Source organism: Pyrinomonas methylaliphatogenes (assembly GCF_000820845.2).
Classification (GTDB): Bacteria; Acidobacteriota; Blastocatellia; order Pyrinomonadales; family Pyrinomonadaceae; genus Pyrinomonas; species Pyrinomonas methylaliphatogenes.
Genome location: NZ_CBXV010000008.1, coordinates 557,134 through 578,701 on the forward strand (window position 1 = coordinate 557,134; position 21,568 = coordinate 578,701).

A 21,568-nucleotide genomic window follows, 5' to 3' on the forward strand; every position below is an offset into this window, starting at 1 on the left:
GCATCGGTAGAAACCATTTCGCGACCACCTCGGGAGAAGCGGGCGCGAAGCGATCATGCGCGGAGCTTATGGCCGGCGCCGATCAAGCAGTCCTGTGAGAGTTTAGACGGAGCCATTCAGCGATCATCAGATCAGATTTTCAAGGAATCATAGGAGGACGGAGTCATGTACAAAGCCAAAGCTTATGCCGCTGCCGGTGCGACGTCGTCGCTCGCTCCGACGACGATCGCGCGACGCAGCTTGACATCACACGATGTGCAAATAGAGATCCTTTTCTGCGGCATCTGTCATTCCGACGTGCACGCGGTTCGCAACGAATGGACCGAGTTCCTACCGACCACCTATCCGATCGTCCCAGGCCATGAAATCATCGGGCGCGTCGTCGAGACGGGTTCAGCCGTCACGAAGTTCAAGCCCGGCGATCTGGTCGGCGTCGGTTGTATGGTTGACTCGGATGGCACTTGCCCCGAATGCCAGGCCGGCTTCGAGCAGTTCTGTCCGAACGTCGTGCTCACCTACAACTCGCCGGATAAGCATCTCGGCGGCGTCACCTACGGCGGTTATTCGGAAAGCATTGTGGTTGATGAGCGCTTCGTATTGCGCGTCCCTTCCCATCTCGATCCGGCAGGAGCCGCGCCGTTGCTCTGTGCGGGGATCACGACCTATTCGCCGCTACGTCGCTGGGGCGTCGGTCCGGGCCACAGAGTGGGCGTCGTCGGCTTGGGCGGACTGGGCCACATGGGAGTGAAGTTCGCCAAAGCTTTCGGCGCGCACGTCGCGGTCTTTACGACCTCGCCTCACAAGAGAGAGGATGCGCTACGGCTCGGCGCCGATGAAGTCGTCATCTCGCGCGACGCCGAAGAGATGCAGAAACGCGCCGGAAGCTTCGATTTCATCCTCGATACCGTTTCAGCCGATCATGACATCAGCGCCTATCTCAATCTCTTGCGGCGCGATGGTCAACTGACGATCGTCGGCGCGCCGCCGAAAAGGCTCGAAGTTCCGGCCTTCTCTCTGATCATGGGGCGACGCAATCTTTCCGGTTCAATGATCGGCGGAATTCGCGAGACGCAGGAGATGCTCGACTTTTGCGGCGAGCATGGGATCACCGCTGACGTTGAAGTGATCCCGATTCAGAAGGTCAACGAAGCTTACGACCGATTGCTCAAGTCCGATGTGAAGTATCGCTTCGCGATCGACATGTCTTCGTTGAAGGCCGAAGAGGCGAAGGGTCTCTAAGCAAAGGCGGAGAGCGAATATGAACGACAAGAACGAACATCCCAGCGTTAACGATGGCGATCTTGAGTCGCTCAGTGCGGACGAAGAGAAGCTGCTCGACGAACTCGGGCTATTCGGCGCTGCGCGACGCCAGTTTCTGGGGCAAACTCTTGCCAGCGGACTCGGCATTTTCGCGCTTCAGTTGCTGGCGAAAGAAAAAGCTCTGGCGGCGATGACCTCTCCCGACGCCGTGCTGGCGCAGAACGCGGCGTCGGGAGACGCCATTCAAGTGACCATGAGGATCAACGGCTCGACGCAGATTTTGACGGTTGATCCGCGCACGGTTCTGCTCGATGCTCTGCGCGAACGGCTGGGACTCACGGGCACCAAGAAGGGGTGCGATCAAGGGCAATGTGGTGCTTGCACGGTGATCGTTGATGGACGGCGCGTGCTTTCATGTTTGACGCTCTTAGCCAGTTGCGAAGGCAAAGAGGTGACGACCATCGAAGGATTGGCCAATGGCGCCGGACTTCACCCGATGCAAGCGGCCTTCATCAAGCACGACGCTTTCCAGTGTGGCTACTGCACGCCGGGGCAGATCTGTTCGGCGGTCGCGCTGCTACGGGAAGCCGAAGCTGGCGAAGCAAGCTACGTCACCCGCAATCTACGGACGATCACGAAGGATCTGGAGCTTTCCGATGAAGAGATCCGGGAGCGCATGAGCGGCAACCTCTGTCGCTGCGGAGCATATCCGGGCATCGTCGCCGCGATCCGCGAAGTGCAATCGGGCCGCCAAACGGCGCAAGCATGGCATTTTGCCACCCAAGAAGAGATCGCCGCTGTCATGAACGACAAACTCCTGCGGGAGGGCAGAAGCGATGAGACCGTTTAAGTACGCGCGCGCTACAAGCGAAGCGGAGGCCGTGCAATTGGTATCCGCTACCCCGACGGCGAAATTCTTAGCCGGCGGGACCAATCTTCTCGACTTGATGAAGGAAGATGTCGAGCGCCCAACGCAGATCGTTGACCTCACACGTTTGAGTCACCTAGCGCAGATCAGGCCAACTTTAAACGGGATCTCCATCGGGGCGTTGGCAACGAACGCGCAAGTGGCGAACCATCCGCTCGTGCGGCAGAACTATCCACTCCTTTCGCGGGCGATATTAGCTGGCGCATCGGCCCAGATCCGCAACATGGCGACCGTCGGCGGGAATCTGATGCAACGCACGCGCTGCCCCTACTTCTACGATACGGCGATGCCGTGCAACAAACGCGAGCCGGGCTCGGGATGCGCAGCTTTTCATGGTCTCAACCGCATGCACGCCATCTTCGGCTATAGCGATAAATGCATCGCGACCTATCCGGGCGACATGGCCAATGCGCTCTATGCGCTCGACGCGACGGTGAAGATTCGCGGCGCGAATGGGCAAGAGCGCACGATCCCGATTCGGGATTTTCATCGCCTGCCGGGCGATACGCCGGAACAAGACAACAACCTTCAGCACGGCGAATTGATCGTCGCCGTCGAACTGGCGAAGAACGATTTCGCGAAACACTCCTACTACCTGAAGGTTCGCGACCGCGCTTCATACGCCTTTGCGCTCGTCGCCGTGGCCGCCGCGCTGGCGCTTGAAGGCGATCGAATCAAACAAGCGCGCGTCGTCTTAGGAGGCGTCGCCCATAAGCCTTGGCGCTCAACCGAAGCTGAAGATGCTTTGGTCGGGAAAGAGGCGACCGAAGCGAACTTTCGCGCCGCCGCCGAAGCGGCGATGAAAGAGGCGAAGCCGCTCGCGCACAACGCTTACAAGGTCGAGCTCGGCAAGCGCGCCATCGTTCTCGCTCTGCAACGCGCGATGGATGAGACGATATAGAGCTAAGGAGGCGTAAAGGGATGGCAAGGTATATCGGAAAGGAGATGAGCCGTGTTGAAGGGATCGCGAAGGTGACAGGCAGAGCTAAATACGCTGCGGAATTTCGCGTGCCGAATCTCGCCTATGGTTTCATCGTATCGAGTTCCATTGCGAAAGGGACGATCAAATCCATCGACACGCGCGAAGCTGAGCGCGCGCCCGGCGTGATCCGCGTCTTCACTCACTTGAACGCGCCGAAGTTCAGAAACGATCCGCAAGATAGATCGTTTCGTGCCCTGCAATCCGACCGGATCTATTTCAACATGCAGCCCGTCGCCTTGGTCGTCGCCGAGACCTATGAACAAGCGCGCTATGCGTCTCGCCTCGTCAAGGTTGATTACAACGCCGAAAAGCATCAGACCGACACGGAAGCGCTGCTAGCAAGCGCGCGCGATCCCTCACATGGAAGAGGCACGAGAGTGCGCGGCAACCCCGAGGTAGCACTGCGCGAGGCGCCGGTGAAGGTGGAAGCCGAATACCGCATCCCGATCGAGCATCACAACCCGATGGAGCCTCATGCGGCGATCGCTTTTTGGGAGGGCGACCGGCTCACCATCTTCGATAAGACGCAGGGAGTTTACGAAGTGCGCAGGCATCTCGCCTCGAGCTTCGGCATTCCCGAAGAGGATGTGACCGTCATCTCGCCTTTTGTCGGCGGCGCTTTCGGCTCCGCGCTCAGACCGAACTACTATCCGACGCTGACGGCGATGGCCGCGCGCGAACTCAAACGTCCGGTCAAAATCGTCTATACGCGCACGCAGATGTTCGCCGGACACGGTTATCGCCCCTACACGATTCAAAGAGTCGCGCTCGGCGCGGACCGGTCCGGGAAGCTGACCGCGATAATCCATGAAGCGGTGCATAACACGTCCAGTTTCGAAGAGTTCGATGACAACACGACGGGGTTCGCGCGCCAAGTTTACGCCTGTCCGAATCTTCGCGCCTCGCTGAAGATAGTCAGCACCGACCTTCACACGCCGACATGGATGCGCGCTCCCGGCGCCGTGAGCGGCATGTTCGCTCTCGAATCCGCGATGGATGAGTTGGCCTACGCGCTCAAGATCGATCCGCTGCAACTGCGCCTCATCAACTATGCCGAGACCGATCCCGAAAGCGGCAAGCCGTGGTCGAGCAAAGCGCTACGCGAATGTTACCTGCTGGGGGCGAAAAAGTTCGGTTGGGAGAAGCGCAAATTCGAGCCGCGTTCGATGCGCGATGGCGAGTGGTTAATCGGATGGGGCATGGCAACCGGCGTCTGGGGAGCTTTTCAAGCGCCCGCCGCCGCTCGCATCACGCTCAGGGCGGACGGCACGGCGCATGTCGTCAGCGCAACCAGCGACATCGGTCCGGGGACATACACGGCGATGACCATCATCGCGGCTGAATTCCTCGGCTTGAAGCCGGAGCAGATCAAATTCGAACTGGGCGACACGAGGTTCCCTCGCGCTCCGCTGGAAGGCGGCTCGATGACGACGGCCAGCGTCGGCTCGGCTGTACACGGCGCGGCGATGGCCATCGTCGCGCGTCTGCTTGATTTAGCGAACCGCAACGAGGACTCGCCGCTGAAGGGCGCGGCGGCATCGGATGTCGAGCTACTTGATGGGCGGTTGCAACTTAAAAGCGACCCGTCGCGATACGTTGACGCTTTCGATCTGATGAAGCGCCATAACCTTAACGAGATCACCGAGACGTTTGAAGCCCGCCCGTCGAGGGAACGAGAAGACTATGCGATGTTGGCCCACGGAGCGCAGTTCGTTGAAGTGAAGGTGCATTCCGAATTGGGGATCGTCCGCGTCACGCGCATCGTCGAAGTGACCGCCTGCGGGCGGATCGTCAATCCGAAAACGGCCCATAGCCAAGAGATCGGCGGCGTCGTCTGGGGCATCGGCATGGCGTTGCAGGAAGCGACGGAAGTGGACCATCGTTACGGGCGAATCGTGAACCCGAACCTGCAACATTATCACGTTCCGGTCAACGCCGATGTGCTTGAGGTCGAAACGATCTTCGTCGAAGAGGATGACAAAATCGTCAACCCTCTGGGCGTGAAAGGTATGGGCGAACTCGGCATGGTCGGCATCCCGGCGGCGATCGCCAATGCGGTCTTTCATGCGACCGGCAAACGCATCAGAGAGCTGCCGATCACGCCCGATAAACTCTTATGAGACCGAAAATCGGCATCATCATCCTCGCCGCCGGACGTGCGAGCAGGATGGGCAACGAGCCAAAACAATTGCTGAAGCTTCGAGGCAAAACGCTCTTGCGGCGAGCGGTTGAGGCGGCTTTGCGCACGGAACTGCGGACAATCGTCGTCCTCGGAGCGCAACACGAAGCTTGCCAAAGAGAGATCGAAGATCTGCCGATCAAGATCGCCATCAACGAGGATTGGCCGACCGGGATCAGTTCATCGCTCAAGAAAGGCATCTCCGTTTCGATGGAAGAAGAGCTGGATGGAGCGATCATCATGTTGTGCGATCAGCCGCGCGTAACGTCTGAAACCTTGCTGCGGCTCAGAGACGCTTTCATCGGATCGAAAAAGCCAATCGCGGCCTGCTCTTACGGAAGCGCGATCGGCGCTCCGGCTCTGTTCGGACGGGAGACTTTCGTTGAATTCGCAACCTTGCAGGGCGATGAGGGGGCGAAAAAACTCATCGCCAAAGATTTGACGAGAGCGACCATCGTCAACGCGCCGGAAGCCGCATTCGACATCGACACCTATCAGGATTTTCAAAGACTGGCGAACGAAGAGGTTCGGGACCGTTGAAAGAGCCATGAACAAGGAACTGCTCGATATCATCGAATATCTCGAGTCGCCTGAAGCGCCGTGGACCGTTCTTGCAACCGTCGTGGATGTGGAAGGTTCGAGCTATCGTTTGCCCGGCGCGCGGATGCTGATCGCGCCGGACGGACGGACCATCGGCACGGTATCCGGCGGTTGCCTCGAAGCCGATCTGATCGAACGCGCCAAACGTGTTCTGAGAACCGCAGAGGCGGAAGTCATCACCTATGACACGCGAACGAGCGACGATTCCGTCTTCTCGCTGAACATGGGATGCAAGGGCGCGATCAGAATCTTGCTCGAACTTCCTCGCGAAGAATTGATCGGTTTTCTGAAACACCGTTGGCAGACGGACAAGCCTGGCGTGGCGGCGACTTTGATCTCAGTTAAAAACGCGCAGCGCGAGGAGCGGGTTGGAGCGCGATTGTTGCTCGATGAGCGCGGCATCGTCTTCAAAGACTTAAGCGACGCGACGCTTGATGCCCTGCTCCCGCACTGCCATGCGGTTTTGCGGGGAAGGAAGTCGAAGCTTCTGGCGACGCCGATCGGCGAAGCGTTTTTGGAATACGTCAGCGCTCCGACGCATCTGGTGATCTTCGGCGCGGGGTCGGATGCCGTCTCGCTCGCCGAATTGGCGAAGGGCGTGGGATGGCGTGTGACTGTAGTTGATCACCGTCCGGCATTGATCACGCGCGAAAGGTTCCAAACGGCTGACGAAACGTTGCAATCGCGCCCGGAAGAGCTGAGCGCGAGGTTGCGAATCGGTGGGAACGTCGCCGCCGTCGTGATGACGCACAGCTACACGCATGACCGCGAAATCTTGAAGTTCCTTCTCGGCTCGGAAGCTTTTTACATCGGCTCGCTCGGTCCAAAGAAACGCGCTGAAAAGATCCTAAGCGAGCTCGCTCGCGGCGGAGCGGAAGTCGATGGTTTGCTATCCGCCGAAAATTTGGAGCGACTGCATGCGCCTATCGGGCTTGACATCGGCGCCGACACGCCGGAGTTGATCGCCATCTCCATCATCGCGGAGATTCAAAGCGTCTTGCGGAATCGCCGGGGCGGTTTCTTGCGCGAGAGAACGGGACCGATTCACGAGCGCAACGGTCATGCTGCGCCCTTGATCCACGAGCCGGAACTCGCGCCACGTGGCGAGCAGGTGCTAAGCCTAAGGGCCTGATTTGCCTTTCGGTTGGGGCCACTCATGGAAGCGCCGCGCAAGTAGGAGGCGGAAGCGAAAGGAGGAGATCGCTGGTGTTCGATAAACAGATCGAAGCGGGAAAATGGTCCAGAGAAGAATTGAGCAAGATCGCGACGGCGGACGATCTGCACGTCTCGCCCTTTCGCGAAGACGGCGTCACCTACGGCACTCCCACTTGGGTCTGGTGCGTGGTGGTGGACGAGGCGGTCTGCGCGCGAGCGTATAACGGGCCGCGTTCGAGCTGGTATCAAGCCGCCGTGCGAGAACGCGCGGGAAGAGTCACGGTCGCCGGGATGACAAAAGAGGTGGTCTTCGAAGCGGTCGCCGCCGATGATCCAATTCAGGGCCGGATCGATGATGCCTATCGCGCAAAATACCGCGGCAGTCCATATCTTGAGCCGATGATCGGCGCGCGCGCTCGTTCGGCTACGGTTCGGATCTTGCCGCGCGTTGAATCGGCATAAGCGAATCGGAGTTTTAGCGGAGCGCCCCCGTTTGCCGCATGAACTGATCGCAAGTACAAGACGCCTATGAGATCGAGAAGGATCTTCATCACCGGCTCAGCCGATGGTCTAGGGCAGCTGGCCGCGCGCCGATTGTCGGAGCAGGGACACCGAGTGGTTCTACACGCGCGCAACCCGAAGAGAGCGCGCGAGGCTTTGACCAGCGTCTCGAAAGCCGAGGGAGTGCTCGTCGCGGATCTATCTCGCCTCGAAGAGGTGAAGCGCTTGGCCGAAGAAGCCAACGTCATAGGCCCGTTCGATGCGGTGATCCACAACGCCGGAGTCTATCAAGCTTCGAACCGTGATCTGCTCACTGTCAACACCCTAGCGCCTTACGTTCTCACCTGCCTGATCCACAGGCCTGAGCGGTTGATCTATATCAGTTCGGATCTGCACTTGCACGGGCGCGCTGATCTCAAAGCCTTGGCTTCCGAAAGGATCAGCTACGCCGATTCCAAGTTCTACTTGGTGCTGCTGGCGAAAGCCGTCGCTCGCAAATGGTCGAACGTGTATGCCAACGCGGTCGACCCCGGTTGGGTGCCGACGAAGATGGGCGGTCCAAACGCGCCGGACGATCTCGAAAAGGGGGTCGAGACGCAAGTTTGGTTAGCTGCAAGCGACGATCCACAAGCAAAGGTCAGCGGCCGTTACTTCTACCACCTGCGCGAAGCGCGCTATCACCCTCGGGCCGACGACCTAGCGTTGCAAGAGGATTTCTTAGCCGTTTGCGAAAAGCTGACGGGCGTCGCCCTGCTCAAGGAGGAGAACCGTAGTCCAAGGAAAGAAACCGGATAAGCTCTTTATCGCTTCGCTCTTTCGGCTGATCATCTCTGTTACTAATCAAAGGAAAGAAAATGCATAAGCTCTATACTCCGATTATCTCAGTCATTCCCACAGTCATCTTTAAGCGCTGCCTGTGCGTCCACGCTAAAACCCTTGTCGGAACCCAATTTGCCACCGCTTACCGAACCAAAAGGGAAAACGACTATACCTACAAGCAAACTACCAAACGGCGAAACGCGCATGCGGGTGATCATCAGAGACGCAATCTTAAATGGACGATTGTGGGATAATGTTACAGCACGCGATTTGATCGCTCATCTCAGCTTAACTTTGACTTTCCGTGATTTCAACCATGTCGAGAAGATTGCAGATCGGCGGCTGCCGCCTCACGAGCATTTCAACTCAGCTTCCGGCGCTACTACACCTTTACCAATTAACTGAAACTTCTGCGAACATCAGATAACACATCAACAACTGCTGAGGAGGGACCTCCTCACATCCTCCGCAAGGGAATTTACACGGACGCAAGGGATCTGACCCCAACGTCCGCCCGAGCAGTTTCACTCTAGGGGCTTGAGGCGCGCTCCGGGCCGCGCTGACGGTCTCGCGCCTCGCGCGAAGCCAAGCCCAATCGTTGCGCCTTCATTCCTCCTTCGAAAGGTGGACCGCTCGGGCGGTAGCTTCTCGTAAGCCAAGAGCGACGAGAAAACTTGACAAACCACTGGTCGATGCACATTATCCCGACGCAAACTGGCATCATAAGGGCAGCGTCTACGCCAATTATCGCGCCATATCGACGCAAATCATCCCGACGCAAATTGGCATAAGCTTGTAAGGCGGAAACAAAACGCCCTAAGGCAAGACGCCAGCGAAACGATCGAATGAGGTAGACATTGGCAAAGCGAAGAAACAATAGGAACACAACAAGCACCAATGGCGCCACGGTGGGCTATGAACCTCAGCTCTGGCAAATGGCCGACGCCCTGTGCGGCTCGATGGACGCCGCCGAGTACAAGCATGTCGTCCTCGGTCTGATCTTCCTCAAGTATATCTCCGACGCTTTCGAGGAGCATCACCGGAAACTCGAAGCCGAGCGCTCGGAGGGCGCCGACCCGGAAGACCCCGACGAATATCGCGCCGAAGGTATCTTCTGGGCGCCGCCCGAAGCCCGCTGGGAGAGACTTAAGCAAAACGCCCGCCAGCCGAACATCGGCCAGATCGTTGATGAAGCAATGGAAGCCGTCGAGCGCGACAATCCTCCCGGGCCGGTATGTCGGCGCCGAGGTGCAGGACGAGGGCGACAAGCCGTTTGAAGAGAAAATGGCCCGCCTCGTGGCACCACTGCGCGAGCAGCAGGCCAAGGCTGCGAGGTTGGATGAGGCGATTGCGAAGAACCTTAAGGAACTGGGCTATGATGGTTGAAGAGCTTCTTAAAGCGAAACGCGAGGAAATCCTGCGCGTCGCCGCCAAATACGGCGCCCGTAATGTGCGCGTGTTCGGCTCTGTAGCCCGCGGCCAGGCGGACGAGCAAAGCGACATCGATCTCGTTGTCGAATTCGAGCCCGAACGCAGCCTGCTCGATCATGCGGCGCTTTGGCTCGAACTGCAGGAACTACTCGGCTGCAAGGTGGACGTGGTGAGCGAACGCGGCATCAAGCCGCGCATTCGGGAGCGGGTGCTAAAGGAGGCCGTGCCGCTATGAGGGACCCGAAGGAGCGCCTCAGAGACATCCTCGAGGCCATCGTCCGGATCGAGCGCTACGCCTCCCGCGGCCGCGAGGTTTTCGAGGGCGACGAGCTGATCCAGGTCTGGATATTTCACCACATTCAGATCATCAGTGAGGCTGCGGCCAACCTCGGCCGGGACTTTCACGAGGCGCACCCGGAGGTGCCGTGGCCGCAGATCGTTGCCATGCGCAATGTGCTGGTTCACGAATACTTCGGCGTTGACCTCGGGGAGGTCTGGAAGACCGTGGAGCGCGATCTACCGGCTTTGAAGCTCGCCATCGAGCGGCTTTTGCAGTGGCTGGAGGAACAAGGATGAGGCCGGTGCGCGTGTCCTGCAATCAGAAGCCGAGACTCCGAGGTGGGATGAGGCGATTGGGAAGAGTCTTCAGAGACTGGGCTATGGCAGCTAAACAAGCGAATGAGATAGGATTGTTTTTTCTATCCTTGCGTTAGCAAGGAGGTGGCGATGCGGCAGGTTTTCGACCACATCCAAAAGTATCGGTCAGAAAAACAGGAGGTCTCTATGGCGAATAGACCAATCAATGAAGCCGAAGCTGAACTTCTGATTGAGAAGCATCTCCGTGAGCGAGGGTGGAGCATCATCGAAACCTACGGCGATCTTGACTACAACGCTTTGCTCAAAGCGGTTTATGAGAAATATCCGGCTTACGCCCGCAGGAGCAGACTCAAGCACAATAAGCGAAGCCAGTAACCGGAGGTGAACCGATGCAGGGCAACGAAGTCAACACAGCTTTCGAGATTCTGCTCGAAGAGATCGAGCTTGTCGCCAACCAACTCAACGACGACGGCGCGCAAGCCTTCAAAGAAGGCGATTTCGATACGGCGCGCCGCGCCATAGAATAAGCGATTCGTCTGGCGGAGTTCCGTGAGAAGGTCAAGGCCCTTCAAAAAGAATGGGCTTCTTTCCTGGCCAAGAGGCCACAGCACCCGAAGAAGGCGGGTCGCGCGGTCAAAAGCCGTTTGCCGCGGGGACTTCGTACCCCAGAGGACGCTTCTCGCCGGCCCATTTTGGAAGCGCTCGTCGAGCTTGGCGGAAAAAGGATCCATTGGCGAGGTCCTCGACCTTGTCGGGAAGAAAATGCGCGCCAAGCTGACGAAATACGACCTTGAGCCGTTAGCATCAGATCCCAATTCCATTCGTTGGCGCAACACGGCCAAGTGGTGCCGCAATACGCTGGTTCGCGAAGGCCTGATGAAGCGGGATTCTCAGCACGGAATCTGGGAAATCTCGGACTTGGGACGGAGAGCATTGAAAGATGAAAGCCCGATCGCGTGAGCTGTTGGACCACGCCATTGCCGCGATGGTAGCGGCTATCGACGTGTACAACAAGCCTGACTTCCCCTATCGCGCCGAATCGTTCACGATCCTGGCGCTCAACGCCTGGGAGCTTTTGCTCAAGGCCAAATGGCTGGTGATGAACAAAAATCGTCTAAATAGCCTCTACATGCGCGAAGGGAAAGGCGGGAAGCGCCCTCGCTATAAGCGCACGTGATCGGGGAGTCCTCGCACGCACACCCTCGACTACTGGCTAAGAAGCTCACCGAGCAGAAGGTGCTCGATGAAGCCTGCCGCAAGAATTTAGGAGCCCTGGCTGAACTTCGCGACACGAGCGTCCACTTCTATCACCGCAGCCCCGAGCTTGAGGAGCGGGTCCAGGAAATCGGTATGGCCGCAGTGAAGAACTTTGTGGCGGCTGCACAGGACTGGTTTAAGGAAGATCTCTCCCGCTTCAACTTCTATATCATGCCGCTTTCCTTCATATCACCGCCTCCGACTACGGAAGCAATAGAGTTAAACAAGGAAGAAAAGAACTTTCTCCGCTATCTTGCCCGGTTGGATAGCGGTGAGAGCGACCCCAATGGCAAGTACTCCGTGGCGATCAATGTCGAGGTACGGTTCGTCCGTTCGAAGTCCACAACGGCAACACCCGTTCGTGTCACCAACAACCCGAACGCCCCAGCCGTCCGCTTGACTAACGAGCAAATTCGCGAACGGTATCCTTGGGATTACGCAAGGCTGACAGAGGAGTGCAAGAACAGATACGACGGATTCAAAGTGGACAAGCAATACCACGCTATCCGCAAAGGGCTCCTAGACGACAAACGCTACTGCTACGTCCGCCGACTCGACCCCGACAATCCTAAGAGCGCGAAAAAACCATTTTTCAACCCAAACATTCTCAAAGAATTCGACAAGCATTACACGAGCAAGCCATGAATCAAACTAGATTGAAGTTTCGTCAGCCCGACCCTCGTGCCTTGGACGACATAGTGTTCGACGTGTTGGGCTTGACGGCAGGGGAGCGGGAGGTTATGAAGCGGTTATCAAGCTTGTCCGCACAACTGGAGAAAGCGAAGAGTGTGTAAAAAATTGATGAACAACTAAGTGTGGGGCGAAAGCGTCATGGAAAAGTCAATCGAAACACTGGTTGAGCGGATCGGAAACGATTTGCAAGAAATCGAAAACTGTCTAAAGAGCGAAGGCGATCGATGTCTGAAAATCCGCTTCCCTCGCGGCTATCTGCGAAAGGCCAAGTTCTTTCGGAAACAGTATTGGTTTATCAGCAATCCCAACCTGCAGCGCAACATCGCCTACACACTGATCCTTAGCGACGTTTACCGGTGGCTGTTGAATCGAACTGACCTGTACGGTACAGCTCGTGAGATGATTATCAAGGAGGGAATCTGTCTCGTCGGCAGCCTCTGTGAAAGCATCACCAAAGATGTTGCACAGCATAAGAATATTTGTGGGAAGAACGCGGGATATAAACAGCGGACTGCCGCCATGGTCGAACAAGGTATGATTTCTGATAATTTAAAAAAGGACCTTGACGATTTATGGGACTGGCGCAATCGCGAACATCTGTTTCTCCTCGATGAATGGGAATATGGCAAGTATACGCTCAAGCGCTACAACGACGCTATCCGGGTTCTTGGATGCCTGCGTGAATCGCTTGATGCCTATTTCCGAAAAACTGGAAAACCCCATTTTGACGGATGACCTCGTGTCAACTTTACCTTTGACCGCTGGGAGCGGGAGGCGGCGCGTGAGGCGGTCATCGATTTGGTCCGCGCGTTCCGAAAGAGCCCAAAGCGTGGGAGAGAATATTGCATGCTTGCAACTGGACACTAAAGCAAATCAGGATTGCGCAGGGGCATCACGGCACAGGCATTATCGCTATTGATCTAGGCAGAAGCCGCAGCTTGATTCTGGAGAGGTACGAGGTCTGCTGCAGCCCCTTCCACGGCTTCGACTGGACGGCGTGGAAGACCGGCAGCTCCGAAGAGCGGTGCTCTGCTGTCTGTGGCTCAGGAGCATATTCTCGCCCAGGAGAACGGGAAGGAACGGCTGCTGGAGGCGGTTTCGGCACTTTCGCGCGCCTTCGCGCTGGCAGTACCCCACGAAAAAGCCCTTGCTATCAGCGATGATGTGGCCTTCTTCCAGGCAGTGCGGGCAGCTCTCACCAAACGCGCCCCCAGCCAGCAGCGAACCGAGGAGGCACTCGATCACGCTATCCGCCAGATCGTCTCCAGCGCAGTAGCTCCTGAGGGTGTCGTGGACATTTTCGCTGCGGCAGGTCTCAAAAAGCCCGATATTTCCATTCTTTCCGATGAGTTCCTGGCTGAAGTGCGCGGCATGCCGCAGAAAAACTTAGCGGTGGAGCTTTTGCGCAAGCTCCTCGAAGGCGAAATCAAAATCTGGAGGCGAAAAAACCTGGTTCAGGCGCGCTCCTTCGCCGAGATGCTGGAGGCGGCGATTCGCCGCTACAAAAACCGGGCTATCCAAGCAGCAGAGGTCATCGAAGAGCTTATTCAGCTGGCTAAGGAGATACGCGAGGCGGACCGCCGCGGCGAAGCGCTCGGCCTCACCGAAGAAGAGCTTGCCTTCTACGATGCGCTGGAGATAAACGATAGCGCGGTGAAAGTTCTTGGTGAGCCGACACTACGGCAAATCGCCCAAGAGCTGGTGCGAACTGTTCGGGAAAACGTTTCGATCGACTAGGCGGTACGCGAAAACGTTCGCGCCAACCTGCGGCGCTTGGTCAAGCGCATCCTGCGCAAATACGGCTACCCGCCCGATAAGCAGGAAAAAGCAACCGAGACCATGCTCGAGCAAGCCGAACTCCTCTCCGCCGAATGGGCAGCCGCATGACGTGAGCGTCTAAACGTCGGTTACAGCAGGCGGTGCTGCGCAGCCCGCATCAGAATTGGTGAGTTGCCTTACTAAAAGGTGTCGATTTTTCCCGGGCATTTATTTTCGCAGAAAGCGGCGGGTCGGAGACCACTCCGGCGGAGCGCGTGTCGGCTTTTCCCCGAGCATTGATTATTTTCGCAAAGCTACGTGCGCACCAATTGCAGAGTGTGACGATGAAGTTAAGCACAGTGCAGGCAACGATACGTTATGAGTGTTAGACGGAAACCAGATGACACGACGGAGGTTTTCTTCGAGTGATGGAATATGACGAAGAAAACAAAGAACTTGGCCATCCACCCGCCGATGTGTATTATGCCGACATTCTAGATGCATTTTAGGCATAAATCAGATAAAAATTAGCCGCCGCCATAAATCTTGGGAGGTAAAAGATGAGTCGTGAGGAGGTCATCAAATTACTACGGCAACATTACCCTATCTGGCCGCTCATTACGGCGTTAAAAGAATATGTCTGTTCAGCTCTATCGCTGCGCAACTTTTCGTTTTGCGGGAACCACCTCCACTACAGCGTTAAAAGAATTGATCTGTTCGGCTCTTTTGCTCAGGGCGGGCCAGGTGAAACAGGCGACTCTGACCTTGTTGTGGAGTCTGAGCGTCCGATAGGGTTTCGGTTAGTAGAGTTGGTCGAGTATTTGGAGAATCTCCTAGGCCGGAAGGTTGATGTATTAACTCTAATGGGGGTTCGCGGGATTCGGTTGCCGTGGGTAGCCGCAGAGATTGAGCGAAGCATTATCTATGTCTAAACGGACAGACAGGGAGTTCTTGAGCGACATCCTAGAAACCATCCCCGAAAAATAGTCGGACGTTACGCTTAGCATCTCTCGTTCTTGAGCGACATCCTAGAAGCCATCCGCCGGATTCAGTCATATACGGGTGGGAACGTTTGAGGCGTTTTTGAGGTGATACGAAGACGCAGGATGCAGTGGTACGCAACCTAGAGATAGTCGGTGAGGCGGCGAAGGGATTGTCCGGCGAGGTGCGGGAGAGGTATCCTACAGTTCCCTAGAAGGGTATGGCGGGGATGCGGGATCGCTTAATCCATCACTATTTTGGGGTGAGCCTAGATGTGGTGTGGGAGATTGTGAGCGCTGAGTTGGGCGAGGTAGCGCTGCAGGTAGAAGAGATTCTACGAGAGTTGGGAGAGCAGCAGCTAATCTGCGCTTGATGCGGACGGCACTTCGCTTGCCCCGCGCTCGCCGCTAAGGCACAAGTTGTTAGGCGTCAATGCCTAAAAAATTCCATAGGAGGAAGGATTATGGATAAGAATCTGGCAGTCAATCCAATTCGCGAGGGATTCCATACAGTAACGCCCTATTTGCTGGTTGACGGAGCTGACCGACTGATTGATTTCCTCTCAGCGGCATTCGATGCCGAAATCCTGGATCGCAAATTCCGTCCCGATGGCACGGTGATGCATGCCGAGTGCGCATCGGTGACTCGATGGTGATGCTTGGAGAAGCCAGCAGCGAGTTTAGGCCCATGCCCGCCTCCATCTACCTGTACGTTCAAGACTGCGACCGGGTCTATCAACAAGCGTTAGCTGCTGGCGGGGAATCAGTGTTTGCCATCAGAAATTTGCCCTCAGGCGAGCGATACGGTGGCGTGAAGGATCCCTGTGGCAACATCTGGTGGGTTGCTACCCATATTGAAGATGTGTCGCCCGAGGAGGAAGAACGACGTTGGAGAGAGTTCAAGTTATAGGGGCCATTCAGGACGGTTCATCTTTGCAATGAGAAAATAGAAGTATCAACAGGCAACTTCCTTCTGGCTTGGTTCGTACCGCGCATAACAGCAGCATACACAGCTCTGCATCTGGAGCGACCAGTAAAACGCAGCAGCAGATCTAGGCTAAGCTTTGATTGAAGGAAGGTGCAGATGCAAATCGGTTCACCTCATCTGGGAGGCAAGATCCCGCACCTGATTATTCGACCGTCGCGCACCCAACTCGCCGTTCGCATCGCGTTCCTCTGCCTCTTTGCACTCGGCGTGCTGGTTTTGATTAGCGCCACCCACAAACTCGAACCTGTCGCCTACTTGTTCGTCGGCTTGCCGCTTTTGCTTGTCTTGGACGCCCTGCTCACGTTTCGCACGCATATCGAGATCAACGACTGGGGGATCTCTCAGTCGCATTACTGGTCTAGCTGGAGCCACCGGTGGGACGAAATCTCAGGTTGGAGCTTGCACGAAATGAGTTCGCGAGGGCCAGATTTAGTCAGGATTGAGTTACATCTCGCTGCTGGTGGTCGGCGACAGAAGCTGACTCCCGCTCTCGTGCGATACAAGGATGCAAATTACCACAAAGTTCGCGACGCCCTCGTCAGGCATCTCGGCCCACCCTCGCCGTAGTGAGGGTGACGAGGCGTGAGCCATTTTCAAGGACAGTCGTTCACTTGCGAAAAGTCAGTGCTTAATTGAGCATGCATATTTAACGTGACCGGCGGGCAGAACTATTCCAACACTACTTAAAAGTCGATACTTAACTGAGCATGCATGACGGCAAACCTGATCGTAAGTTTACGGATACGCTGTCGATGAGAAAGCAGAGGGCTGGCTGAAAGATGAAAAGACTGAGGGCGAAACTGACTATCTACAAGTCGATGAGAAAGCAAAGAACTGTTGACTGAAACCCCTCAGCAGACGTTATTCCAGCGGCAACGCCTCAAACCGCCTCATCCGTAGCGCTAGTTTAAGCGATGAGGTAGGGTTAGTCGTATCGCGCTCTACGCTCAAACCAGCTCAGCCACAGCGCTAGTTTAAGCGATAGAAGGTGCGCGGCTCAGCTCCCGCGCCTGATGATCCGCGCTCAAGCCATCCACAGCGTTGATTTAAGCGATGGGAGGGGCGCGTCACGCACGAGTTAGGGAGTTGAGTCGTATTCCTAGCAGAAAGCGAGAGAGGGAAGGTCGTTGTAAGGGGGAGAAGGCTTGGAATCGTATGGCTTGGCGACGGAAATTGGCCGCCCTTGATATCGGGCCTTGCGCTGCTTCGCGTTATAATCCCAAATACGTTCGTCTTTCGAGGTTGAAGATGCTGGATGTCCTGAATAGACCGAACAGAGGGTCGCTCATCGCTAATCTGTGTGTTGCGCTTGCGTCCGTTTTGCTGATGAACGCGCTGATCTTTGGTTTCGGTTGGAACATCCCAAGCGACCAGATGCGAAGGGTTTGGTTTGAGCCGCCCGATTATGTGGTCGGCGCGGTTTGGGTAGCGTTGTTCGCGCTAATGGCTTTTGCCCGCTGGCAACTCAACGGAACAACGACCGGGCAAGCTAGGCGCGCCCGCTTTTGGATAACATTTTTGCTCGTTTCCTGCCTGCTTTATCCGCTCTATTCGCTAGCGATCGGCAGCGTGATTGGCGGTTTGATCGGCAATCTCTGGACGATCGCGCTTGCCGCCTTCACGATCTCGCGCGTGTGGCGCGTTTCGCCCATCGCCGCATACTGTATCGCGCCCGTCATCGTTTGGGTAACGTTCGCGACGTTCATTACGCTTGGAGAGCTAGGTTATTTGTGAGCGAGGCGTCTTTTCACCATTAGCGAGAGCGGCAAAAGATCGATGAAAAGCCGAGGCGTTGCGAAGGCGTTGGGCGCAAACGGATTCGACGCATCGCAAGAAAGCCCACGTGCGGATGAATCCGAGAGCTTGCGAGAAAAATTGTCTGGACCTGCTAGCAAGCATGTGGCCGGGAAAGGACGCAGCGAGTTTGACCTCATCGCGCGCCTTCGCCGCATCGCAGCGACCGCTAAGCCGCGCCTTGTTATCGGCATCGGCGATGATGCCGCTCTGGTGCGCGAGCGGACCGGCCAGACGCTCGCCATCACGGCTGACATGCTCGTCGAGGAGATAGATTTTCGGCGACAATGGACGACGGCGCGCGATCTGGGCCACAAAGCTTTGGCCGTCTCTCTTTCCGATATCGCGGCGATGGGTGCGCGTCCGCGCTGGGCGCTCATTTCGCTCGGCGTGCCGCAAGAGATCTGGCGCACAGATTTTCTCGACGATTTCTACCGCGGATGGTTCGCCCTGGCGCGCGCAAGCGGCGTCGCGCTGATCGGCGGCGACATCTCGCGCACGCCCGAACGCATCGTGATCGACTCGGTCGTCCTCGGCGAAACGCGGCGGGCCATCATGCGTTCAGGGGCGCGCCCGGGCGATCTGCTCTTCGTCACGGGCGCGCTTGGCGGTGCCGCCGCCGGATTGCATCTGCTCATGACGAACGGTGTCGAAGAAGCGCACGAGAACGCATCTTTTCGTCCGCGACGCACGTCACGCGCAGATCGTCGCTTGATCCGTCGCCATCTGCGTCCAGAGCCGCGGCTCTCATGGGGCAACTACTTGACTGAAAAGAAGCTTGCGACGGCGATGATCGATCTAAGCGATGGGCTATCGTCCGACCTTGCGCACCTGTGCCGCGAAAGCGGCGTCGGAGCGATCATCAACGCCGAGGCTATCCCTATCGATCCGCTGATCGCCAAGTCTTCGCTACGAGGCGAAGATCCGCTTCGCTTGGCGCTCGATGGTGGCGAGGATTTCGAGCTGCTCTTCACGGTGCGCCCGCGAGATATCCGACGTTTGCCGCGCGAACTGGATGGCGTGCGCGCCGTCTGCATCGGCGAAGTGACGGCACGGCGACGGCTCGTGCTCGTTCGTGACGGGCACACGCTCCCTTTGCGCCCCGGCGGCTTCGTCCATTTCCACAGCCGATAAAATGACCAGAAGTTTTTCTCATTTCGCGACAGACGCGCGCTCGCACGTCTCATCTTGCGCGCAATAAATGACCAGAAGTTTTTCTCATTTCAGCCCTGTGGATCTTCTTCTCAGCCCTGTGGATCTTCTTCGTTCCGCGCCGATCTTTAAAGCCTCTCGCGTGAGAGCGACGAACACTCGATCCCTTGCGGATCGCTCCTAGATTTTCGCGGTCATGTGCCGGACTTCCGCTGATTGACTCGCTTGCAGACCTTGCCTAGACTCTTTCCGTGAAGATGAGGTGACACTAAAGGGGGCTTAGGCAATGAGAGAAGCGCTACTTCGATTTTCGGCAACGCTCTGCGCTTTTCTGCTCGGCACGGGCACCGCGAGCGTTTGGAATCGCTGGACCGGCGAAAATTCCACGCGCCACAGCGGCATGGGAACGCTCTGCCACACGAGCGCCGCAAATTCGCCGTCTATCGTCAACGGGCGCGCCATCTCTTTGCCGCAGCCCGTTTATCCGCCGGCAGCCAAAGCAGCGCGCGCGTCCGGCGCGGTCAACGTGCAAATCGTCGTTGATGAAGAGGGCAAGGTCATCTCGGCCCGGGCCGTCTCCGGCCATCCGCTGCGCCAAGCGGCGGAAGAAGCGGCCCTTCGCGCGCGCTTTACGCCGACGCGCGTCGACGGCAAGCCGGTCAAAGTGAACGGCACCATCGCCTACAATTTCGCGCTCCTCTAAAGTTCGAGGCGCCATCGAAGATCCATCCGCCAAAACTTTAAAGACACAGCGAACGGGAATGTTGAAGTTTCACAATACGCTTTCAGGCAGGCTCGAAGAGTTTCGCCCGTTGCGCGAGGGCGAAGTCGGATTCTACTTCTGCGGGCCGACCGTTTACGACTACGCGCACATCGGCAACTTCCGCTCGATGATCTTCGCCGACGTGCTGCGGCGTTACCTGAAGTTCAAAGGCTATCGCGTCACGCACGTGATGAACATCACGGACGTCGAAGATCGCATCATTGCCCGCTCGCAGGAGCGCGGCATCACGATCGACGAATACACGGCGCAGTATATCGAAGCGCTGTGGGAAGATTTCGACGCTCTGGGTTGCGAACGGCCCGACGTGGTGCCGCGCGCGACGCGCCATATCCCCGAGATGGTCGCGTTGATCAAACGGCTGCTCGAACGCGGTCACGCCTACAAGTCGGATGGTTCGATCTACTACCGCATCAGTTCTTTCCCAGAGTACGGGAAGCTATCGAAGATAAATTTCGCGGGCAACATCGTCGGCGGAAGCGAGCGCGTCGATTCAGACCGGTACGACAAAGAGGACGCGCGCGACTTCGCCCTGTGGAAAGCGCCGAAGACGCCCGATGAGCCTGCATGGGATACCGAGATCGGGCGTGGGCGACCCGGCTGGCACATCGAATGCTCGGCGATGTCGATGAAATATCTGGGCGAGACGTTCGACATTCACGCCGGCGGCATCGATCTCGTCTTCCCGCATCACGAAAACGAGATCGCGCAGAGCGAAGGCGCGACCGGAAAGCAGTTCGTCCGCTACTGGCTCCATGCCGAGCATTTGAAAGTCGAAGGCGAAACGATGTCCAAATCGCGCGGCAATTACTACACGTTCCGCGATCTTCGCGCGCAAGGTTACAAGCCAGAAGGCATCCGTTACCTTCTGCTGAGCGTGCCCTATCGCAAGCAGTTGAACTTCACCTTCGATGCGCTTCGCGCGGCGGAAAAGACGGTCGAATCGTTGCGCGATTTTCACCTCAGATTGGCCGAAGCGCGCACGGAACCGGGCAGCAACGGGGAAGTGCGTGCTGCCGCCGCGCGCGCCGCCGAAGAGTTCGAAGCCGGCATGGATGACGATCTGAACACATCGGTCGCGCTCGCGGCGATCCACACGCTGACGCACGAAATCAACCCTGTGCTCGTCTGCGGCGCGTTGCGCGAGGACGATAAACGCGACCTATTGAACCTCGTCGCGCGCTTCGATTCCGTGCTCAACATCTTCGGTAAACCGGAACGCGAGATGTTGGACTCGGAGATTCAAGCCTTGATCGATGAACGGCAGGAAGCTCGCCGCCGTCGTGACTGGGCGCGCGCCGATGAAATCCGCAATTATCTAGCCGAGCGCGGCATCATTCTGGAAGACACGCGCGAAGGCGTCCGCTGGAAACGGCGTTAGAAAAAACGCCTCCCGAGAAGGAGTGAGGTAACGGGCTGCATAGGCGCTTCTGTTACGATCAGCACATCGCCGTTCTATGAAAACTTCGAGGCGCGATGCGCTGGTTGGCACGGGCGCAGCGTTCATAGTGCTTCCGAAGTGAACATGCTGGGCCATGAGTTGGCTTCCATCGAACGCATTAACCTGAAGGCGGGGGCGTACTCGTTGGGGTTGAGCCAAACTGGCTTCCATCGAACGCATGGACCTGAAAGAGCGACCCTTTATCAGCAATGTTAGTCCGCGGTCTCTTTTGAACTCATCGGTTCGGCTCAGCATCTTCCGTCGCTCATCCG

25 protein-coding genes and 3 pseudogenes are annotated in these 21,568 nt (G+C 57.2%); all 28 read left to right on the forward strand.

All coding sequences use genetic code 11. The features are described 5' to 3' along the window. Positions 1-165 precede the first annotated feature (165 nt). The 28 genes and pseudogenes from PYK22_RS13625 (at position 166) to cysS (ending at position 21,236) form a co-directional block, all read left to right on the forward strand. Positions 166-1,239: an NAD(P)-dependent alcohol dehydrogenase gene (locus tag PYK22_RS13625; protein WP_041978113.1), complete on the forward strand. Its 1,074-nt coding sequence runs from the start codon at positions 166-168 to the stop codon at positions 1,237-1,239. Positions 1,240-1,258: 19 nt separating this feature from the next. Continuing rightward, on the forward strand, positions 1,259-2,110 hold the full coding sequence (locus PYK22_RS13630; protein WP_041978115.1) for a (2Fe-2S)-binding protein: 852 nt from the start codon (positions 1,259-1,261) through the stop codon (positions 2,108-2,110). Next, positions 2,097-3,089 carry an FAD binding domain-containing protein gene (locus PYK22_RS13635; RefSeq protein WP_041978117.1) on the forward strand — a complete coding sequence of 331 codons (993 nt, stop codon included), beginning with the start codon at positions 2,097-2,099 and terminating at the stop codon, positions 3,087-3,089. Before PYK22_RS13630 ends, PYK22_RS13635 begins: the two co-directional genes overlap by 14 nt. A gap of 20 nt (positions 3,090-3,109) precedes the next feature. Continuing rightward, on the forward strand, positions 3,110-5,290 hold the full coding sequence (locus PYK22_RS13640; RefSeq protein WP_041978119.1) for a xanthine dehydrogenase family protein molybdopterin-binding subunit: 2,181 nt from the start codon (positions 3,110-3,112) through the stop codon (positions 5,288-5,290). After that, on the forward strand, positions 5,287-5,889 hold the full coding sequence (locus PYK22_RS13645) for a nucleotidyltransferase family protein (protein ID WP_041978122.1): 603 nt from the start codon (positions 5,287-5,289) through the stop codon (positions 5,887-5,889). The genes PYK22_RS13640 and PYK22_RS13645 overlap by 4 nt, the downstream gene beginning before the upstream one ends. A 7-nt stretch (positions 5,890-5,896) precedes the next feature. Beyond that, entirely contained in the window at positions 5,897-7,081 is a 1,185-nt protein-coding gene (locus PYK22_RS13650) for an XdhC family protein (protein ID WP_060635686.1), read from the forward strand. 74 nt (positions 7,082-7,155) lie between these two features. Continuing rightward, positions 7,156-7,566 carry a DUF2255 family protein gene (locus tag PYK22_RS13655; protein WP_211197710.1) on the forward strand — a complete coding sequence of 137 codons (411 nt, stop codon included), beginning with the start codon at positions 7,156-7,158 and terminating at the stop codon, positions 7,564-7,566. Between the two features lie 66 nt (positions 7,567-7,632). Continuing rightward, positions 7,633-8,400, forward strand: a complete 768-nt coding sequence (locus PYK22_RS13660) for an SDR family NAD(P)-dependent oxidoreductase (RefSeq protein ID WP_041978125.1) — start codon at positions 7,633-7,635, stop codon at positions 8,398-8,400. Positions 8,401-8,628: 228 nt separating this feature from the next. Next, a complete protein-coding gene (locus PYK22_RS18405; RefSeq protein ID WP_162199857.1) occupies positions 8,629-8,829 on the forward strand; it encodes a cyclophilin-like fold protein in 201 nt (66 codons plus the stop codon). Positions 8,830-9,359: 530 nt separating this feature from the next. Further along, positions 9,360-9,647, forward strand: a pseudogene (locus PYK22_RS13665) (type I restriction-modification system subunit M N-terminal domain-containing protein); the annotation flags it as partial. 25 nt (positions 9,648-9,672) lie between these two features. Next, the gene (locus tag PYK22_RS17430; RefSeq protein ID WP_162199858.1) at positions 9,673-9,810 is read left to right on the forward strand and encodes a hypothetical protein; all 138 of its coding nucleotides are present in this window, start codon (positions 9,673-9,675) and stop codon (positions 9,808-9,810) included. After that, positions 9,800-10,090, forward strand: a complete 291-nt coding sequence (locus PYK22_RS13670) for a nucleotidyltransferase family protein (protein ID WP_041978131.1) — start codon at positions 9,800-9,802, stop codon at positions 10,088-10,090. The genes PYK22_RS17430 and PYK22_RS13670 overlap by 11 nt, the downstream gene beginning before the upstream one ends. Continuing rightward, positions 10,087-10,431, forward strand: a complete 345-nt coding sequence (locus PYK22_RS13675; protein WP_041978134.1) for a HepT-like ribonuclease domain-containing protein — start codon at positions 10,087-10,089, stop codon at positions 10,429-10,431. The genes PYK22_RS13670 and PYK22_RS13675 overlap by 4 nt, the downstream gene beginning before the upstream one ends. Positions 10,432-10,581: 150 nt before the next feature. Continuing rightward, positions 10,582-10,827 carry a hypothetical protein gene (locus PYK22_RS13680; protein ID WP_041978136.1) on the forward strand — a complete coding sequence of 82 codons (246 nt, stop codon included), beginning with the start codon at positions 10,582-10,584 and terminating at the stop codon, positions 10,825-10,827. A 14-nt stretch (positions 10,828-10,841) separates the two neighbouring features. After that, positions 10,842-10,979 carry a hypothetical protein gene (locus PYK22_RS17960; RefSeq protein ID WP_211197712.1) on the forward strand — a complete coding sequence of 46 codons (138 nt, stop codon included), beginning with the start codon at positions 10,842-10,844 and terminating at the stop codon, positions 10,977-10,979. Positions 10,980-11,163: 184 nt separating this feature from the next. Then, positions 11,164-11,412 carry a winged helix-turn-helix domain-containing protein gene (locus PYK22_RS17965; protein ID WP_211197713.1) on the forward strand — a complete coding sequence of 83 codons (249 nt, stop codon included), beginning with the start codon at positions 11,164-11,166 and terminating at the stop codon, positions 11,410-11,412. After that, positions 11,393-11,629, forward strand: coding sequence for a DUF3644 domain-containing protein (locus PYK22_RS17970; protein WP_173568277.1), 237 nt, complete (start codon positions 11,393-11,395; stop codon positions 11,627-11,629). The genes PYK22_RS17965 and PYK22_RS17970 overlap by 20 nt, the downstream gene beginning before the upstream one ends. 59 nt (positions 11,630-11,688) lie before the next feature. Next, a complete protein-coding gene (locus tag PYK22_RS13690) occupies positions 11,689-12,354 on the forward strand; it encodes a DUF3644 domain-containing protein (RefSeq protein WP_173568278.1) in 666 nt (221 codons plus the stop codon). Positions 12,355-12,540: 186 nt separating this feature from the next. After that, a complete protein-coding gene (locus PYK22_RS13695) occupies positions 12,541-13,137 on the forward strand; it encodes a hypothetical protein (RefSeq protein WP_041978138.1) in 597 nt (198 codons plus the stop codon). Between the two features lie 161 nt (positions 13,138-13,298). Beyond that, positions 13,299-14,289 (forward strand): annotated as a pseudogene (locus PYK22_RS13700) (DUF3387 domain-containing protein); the annotation flags it as partial. Positions 14,290-14,720: 431 nt separating this feature from the next. Next, a complete protein-coding gene (locus PYK22_RS13705) occupies positions 14,721-15,092 on the forward strand; it encodes a nucleotidyltransferase family protein (protein ID WP_060635687.1) in 372 nt (123 codons plus the stop codon). 179 nt (positions 15,093-15,271) lie between these two features. Then, positions 15,272-15,514, forward strand: a pseudogene (locus PYK22_RS18410) (HepT-like ribonuclease domain-containing protein). Between the two features lie 90 nt (positions 15,515-15,604). Continuing rightward, entirely contained in the window at positions 15,605-15,796 is a 192-nt protein-coding gene (locus tag PYK22_RS17985; RefSeq protein WP_211197716.1) for a VOC family protein, read from the forward strand. 422 nt (positions 15,797-16,218) lie between these two features. Further along, positions 16,219-16,695: a hypothetical protein gene (locus PYK22_RS17650; RefSeq protein WP_157770891.1), complete on the forward strand. Its 477-nt coding sequence runs from the start codon at positions 16,219-16,221 to the stop codon at positions 16,693-16,695. A gap of 681 nt (positions 16,696-17,376) precedes the next feature. After that, positions 17,377-17,862 carry a tryptophan-rich sensory protein gene (locus PYK22_RS17365; protein WP_157770892.1) on the forward strand — a complete coding sequence of 162 codons (486 nt, stop codon included), beginning with the start codon at positions 17,377-17,379 and terminating at the stop codon, positions 17,860-17,862. A 141-nt stretch (positions 17,863-18,003) separates the two neighbouring features. Then, the gene (thiL, locus tag PYK22_RS13730; RefSeq protein WP_162199859.1) at positions 18,004-19,056 is read left to right on the forward strand and encodes a thiamine-phosphate kinase; all 1,053 of its coding nucleotides are present in this window, start codon (positions 18,004-18,006) and stop codon (positions 19,054-19,056) included. 304 nt (positions 19,057-19,360) lie between these two features. After that, positions 19,361-19,777: a TonB family protein gene (locus PYK22_RS13735; protein ID WP_041978149.1), complete on the forward strand. Its 417-nt coding sequence runs from the start codon at positions 19,361-19,363 to the stop codon at positions 19,775-19,777. A 58-nt stretch (positions 19,778-19,835) separates the two neighbouring features. After that, positions 19,836-21,236, forward strand: coding sequence for a cysteine--tRNA ligase (gene cysS, locus PYK22_RS13740; RefSeq protein ID WP_041978152.1), 1,401 nt, complete (start codon positions 19,836-19,838; stop codon positions 21,234-21,236). Positions 21,237-21,568: the final 332 nt, after the last annotated feature.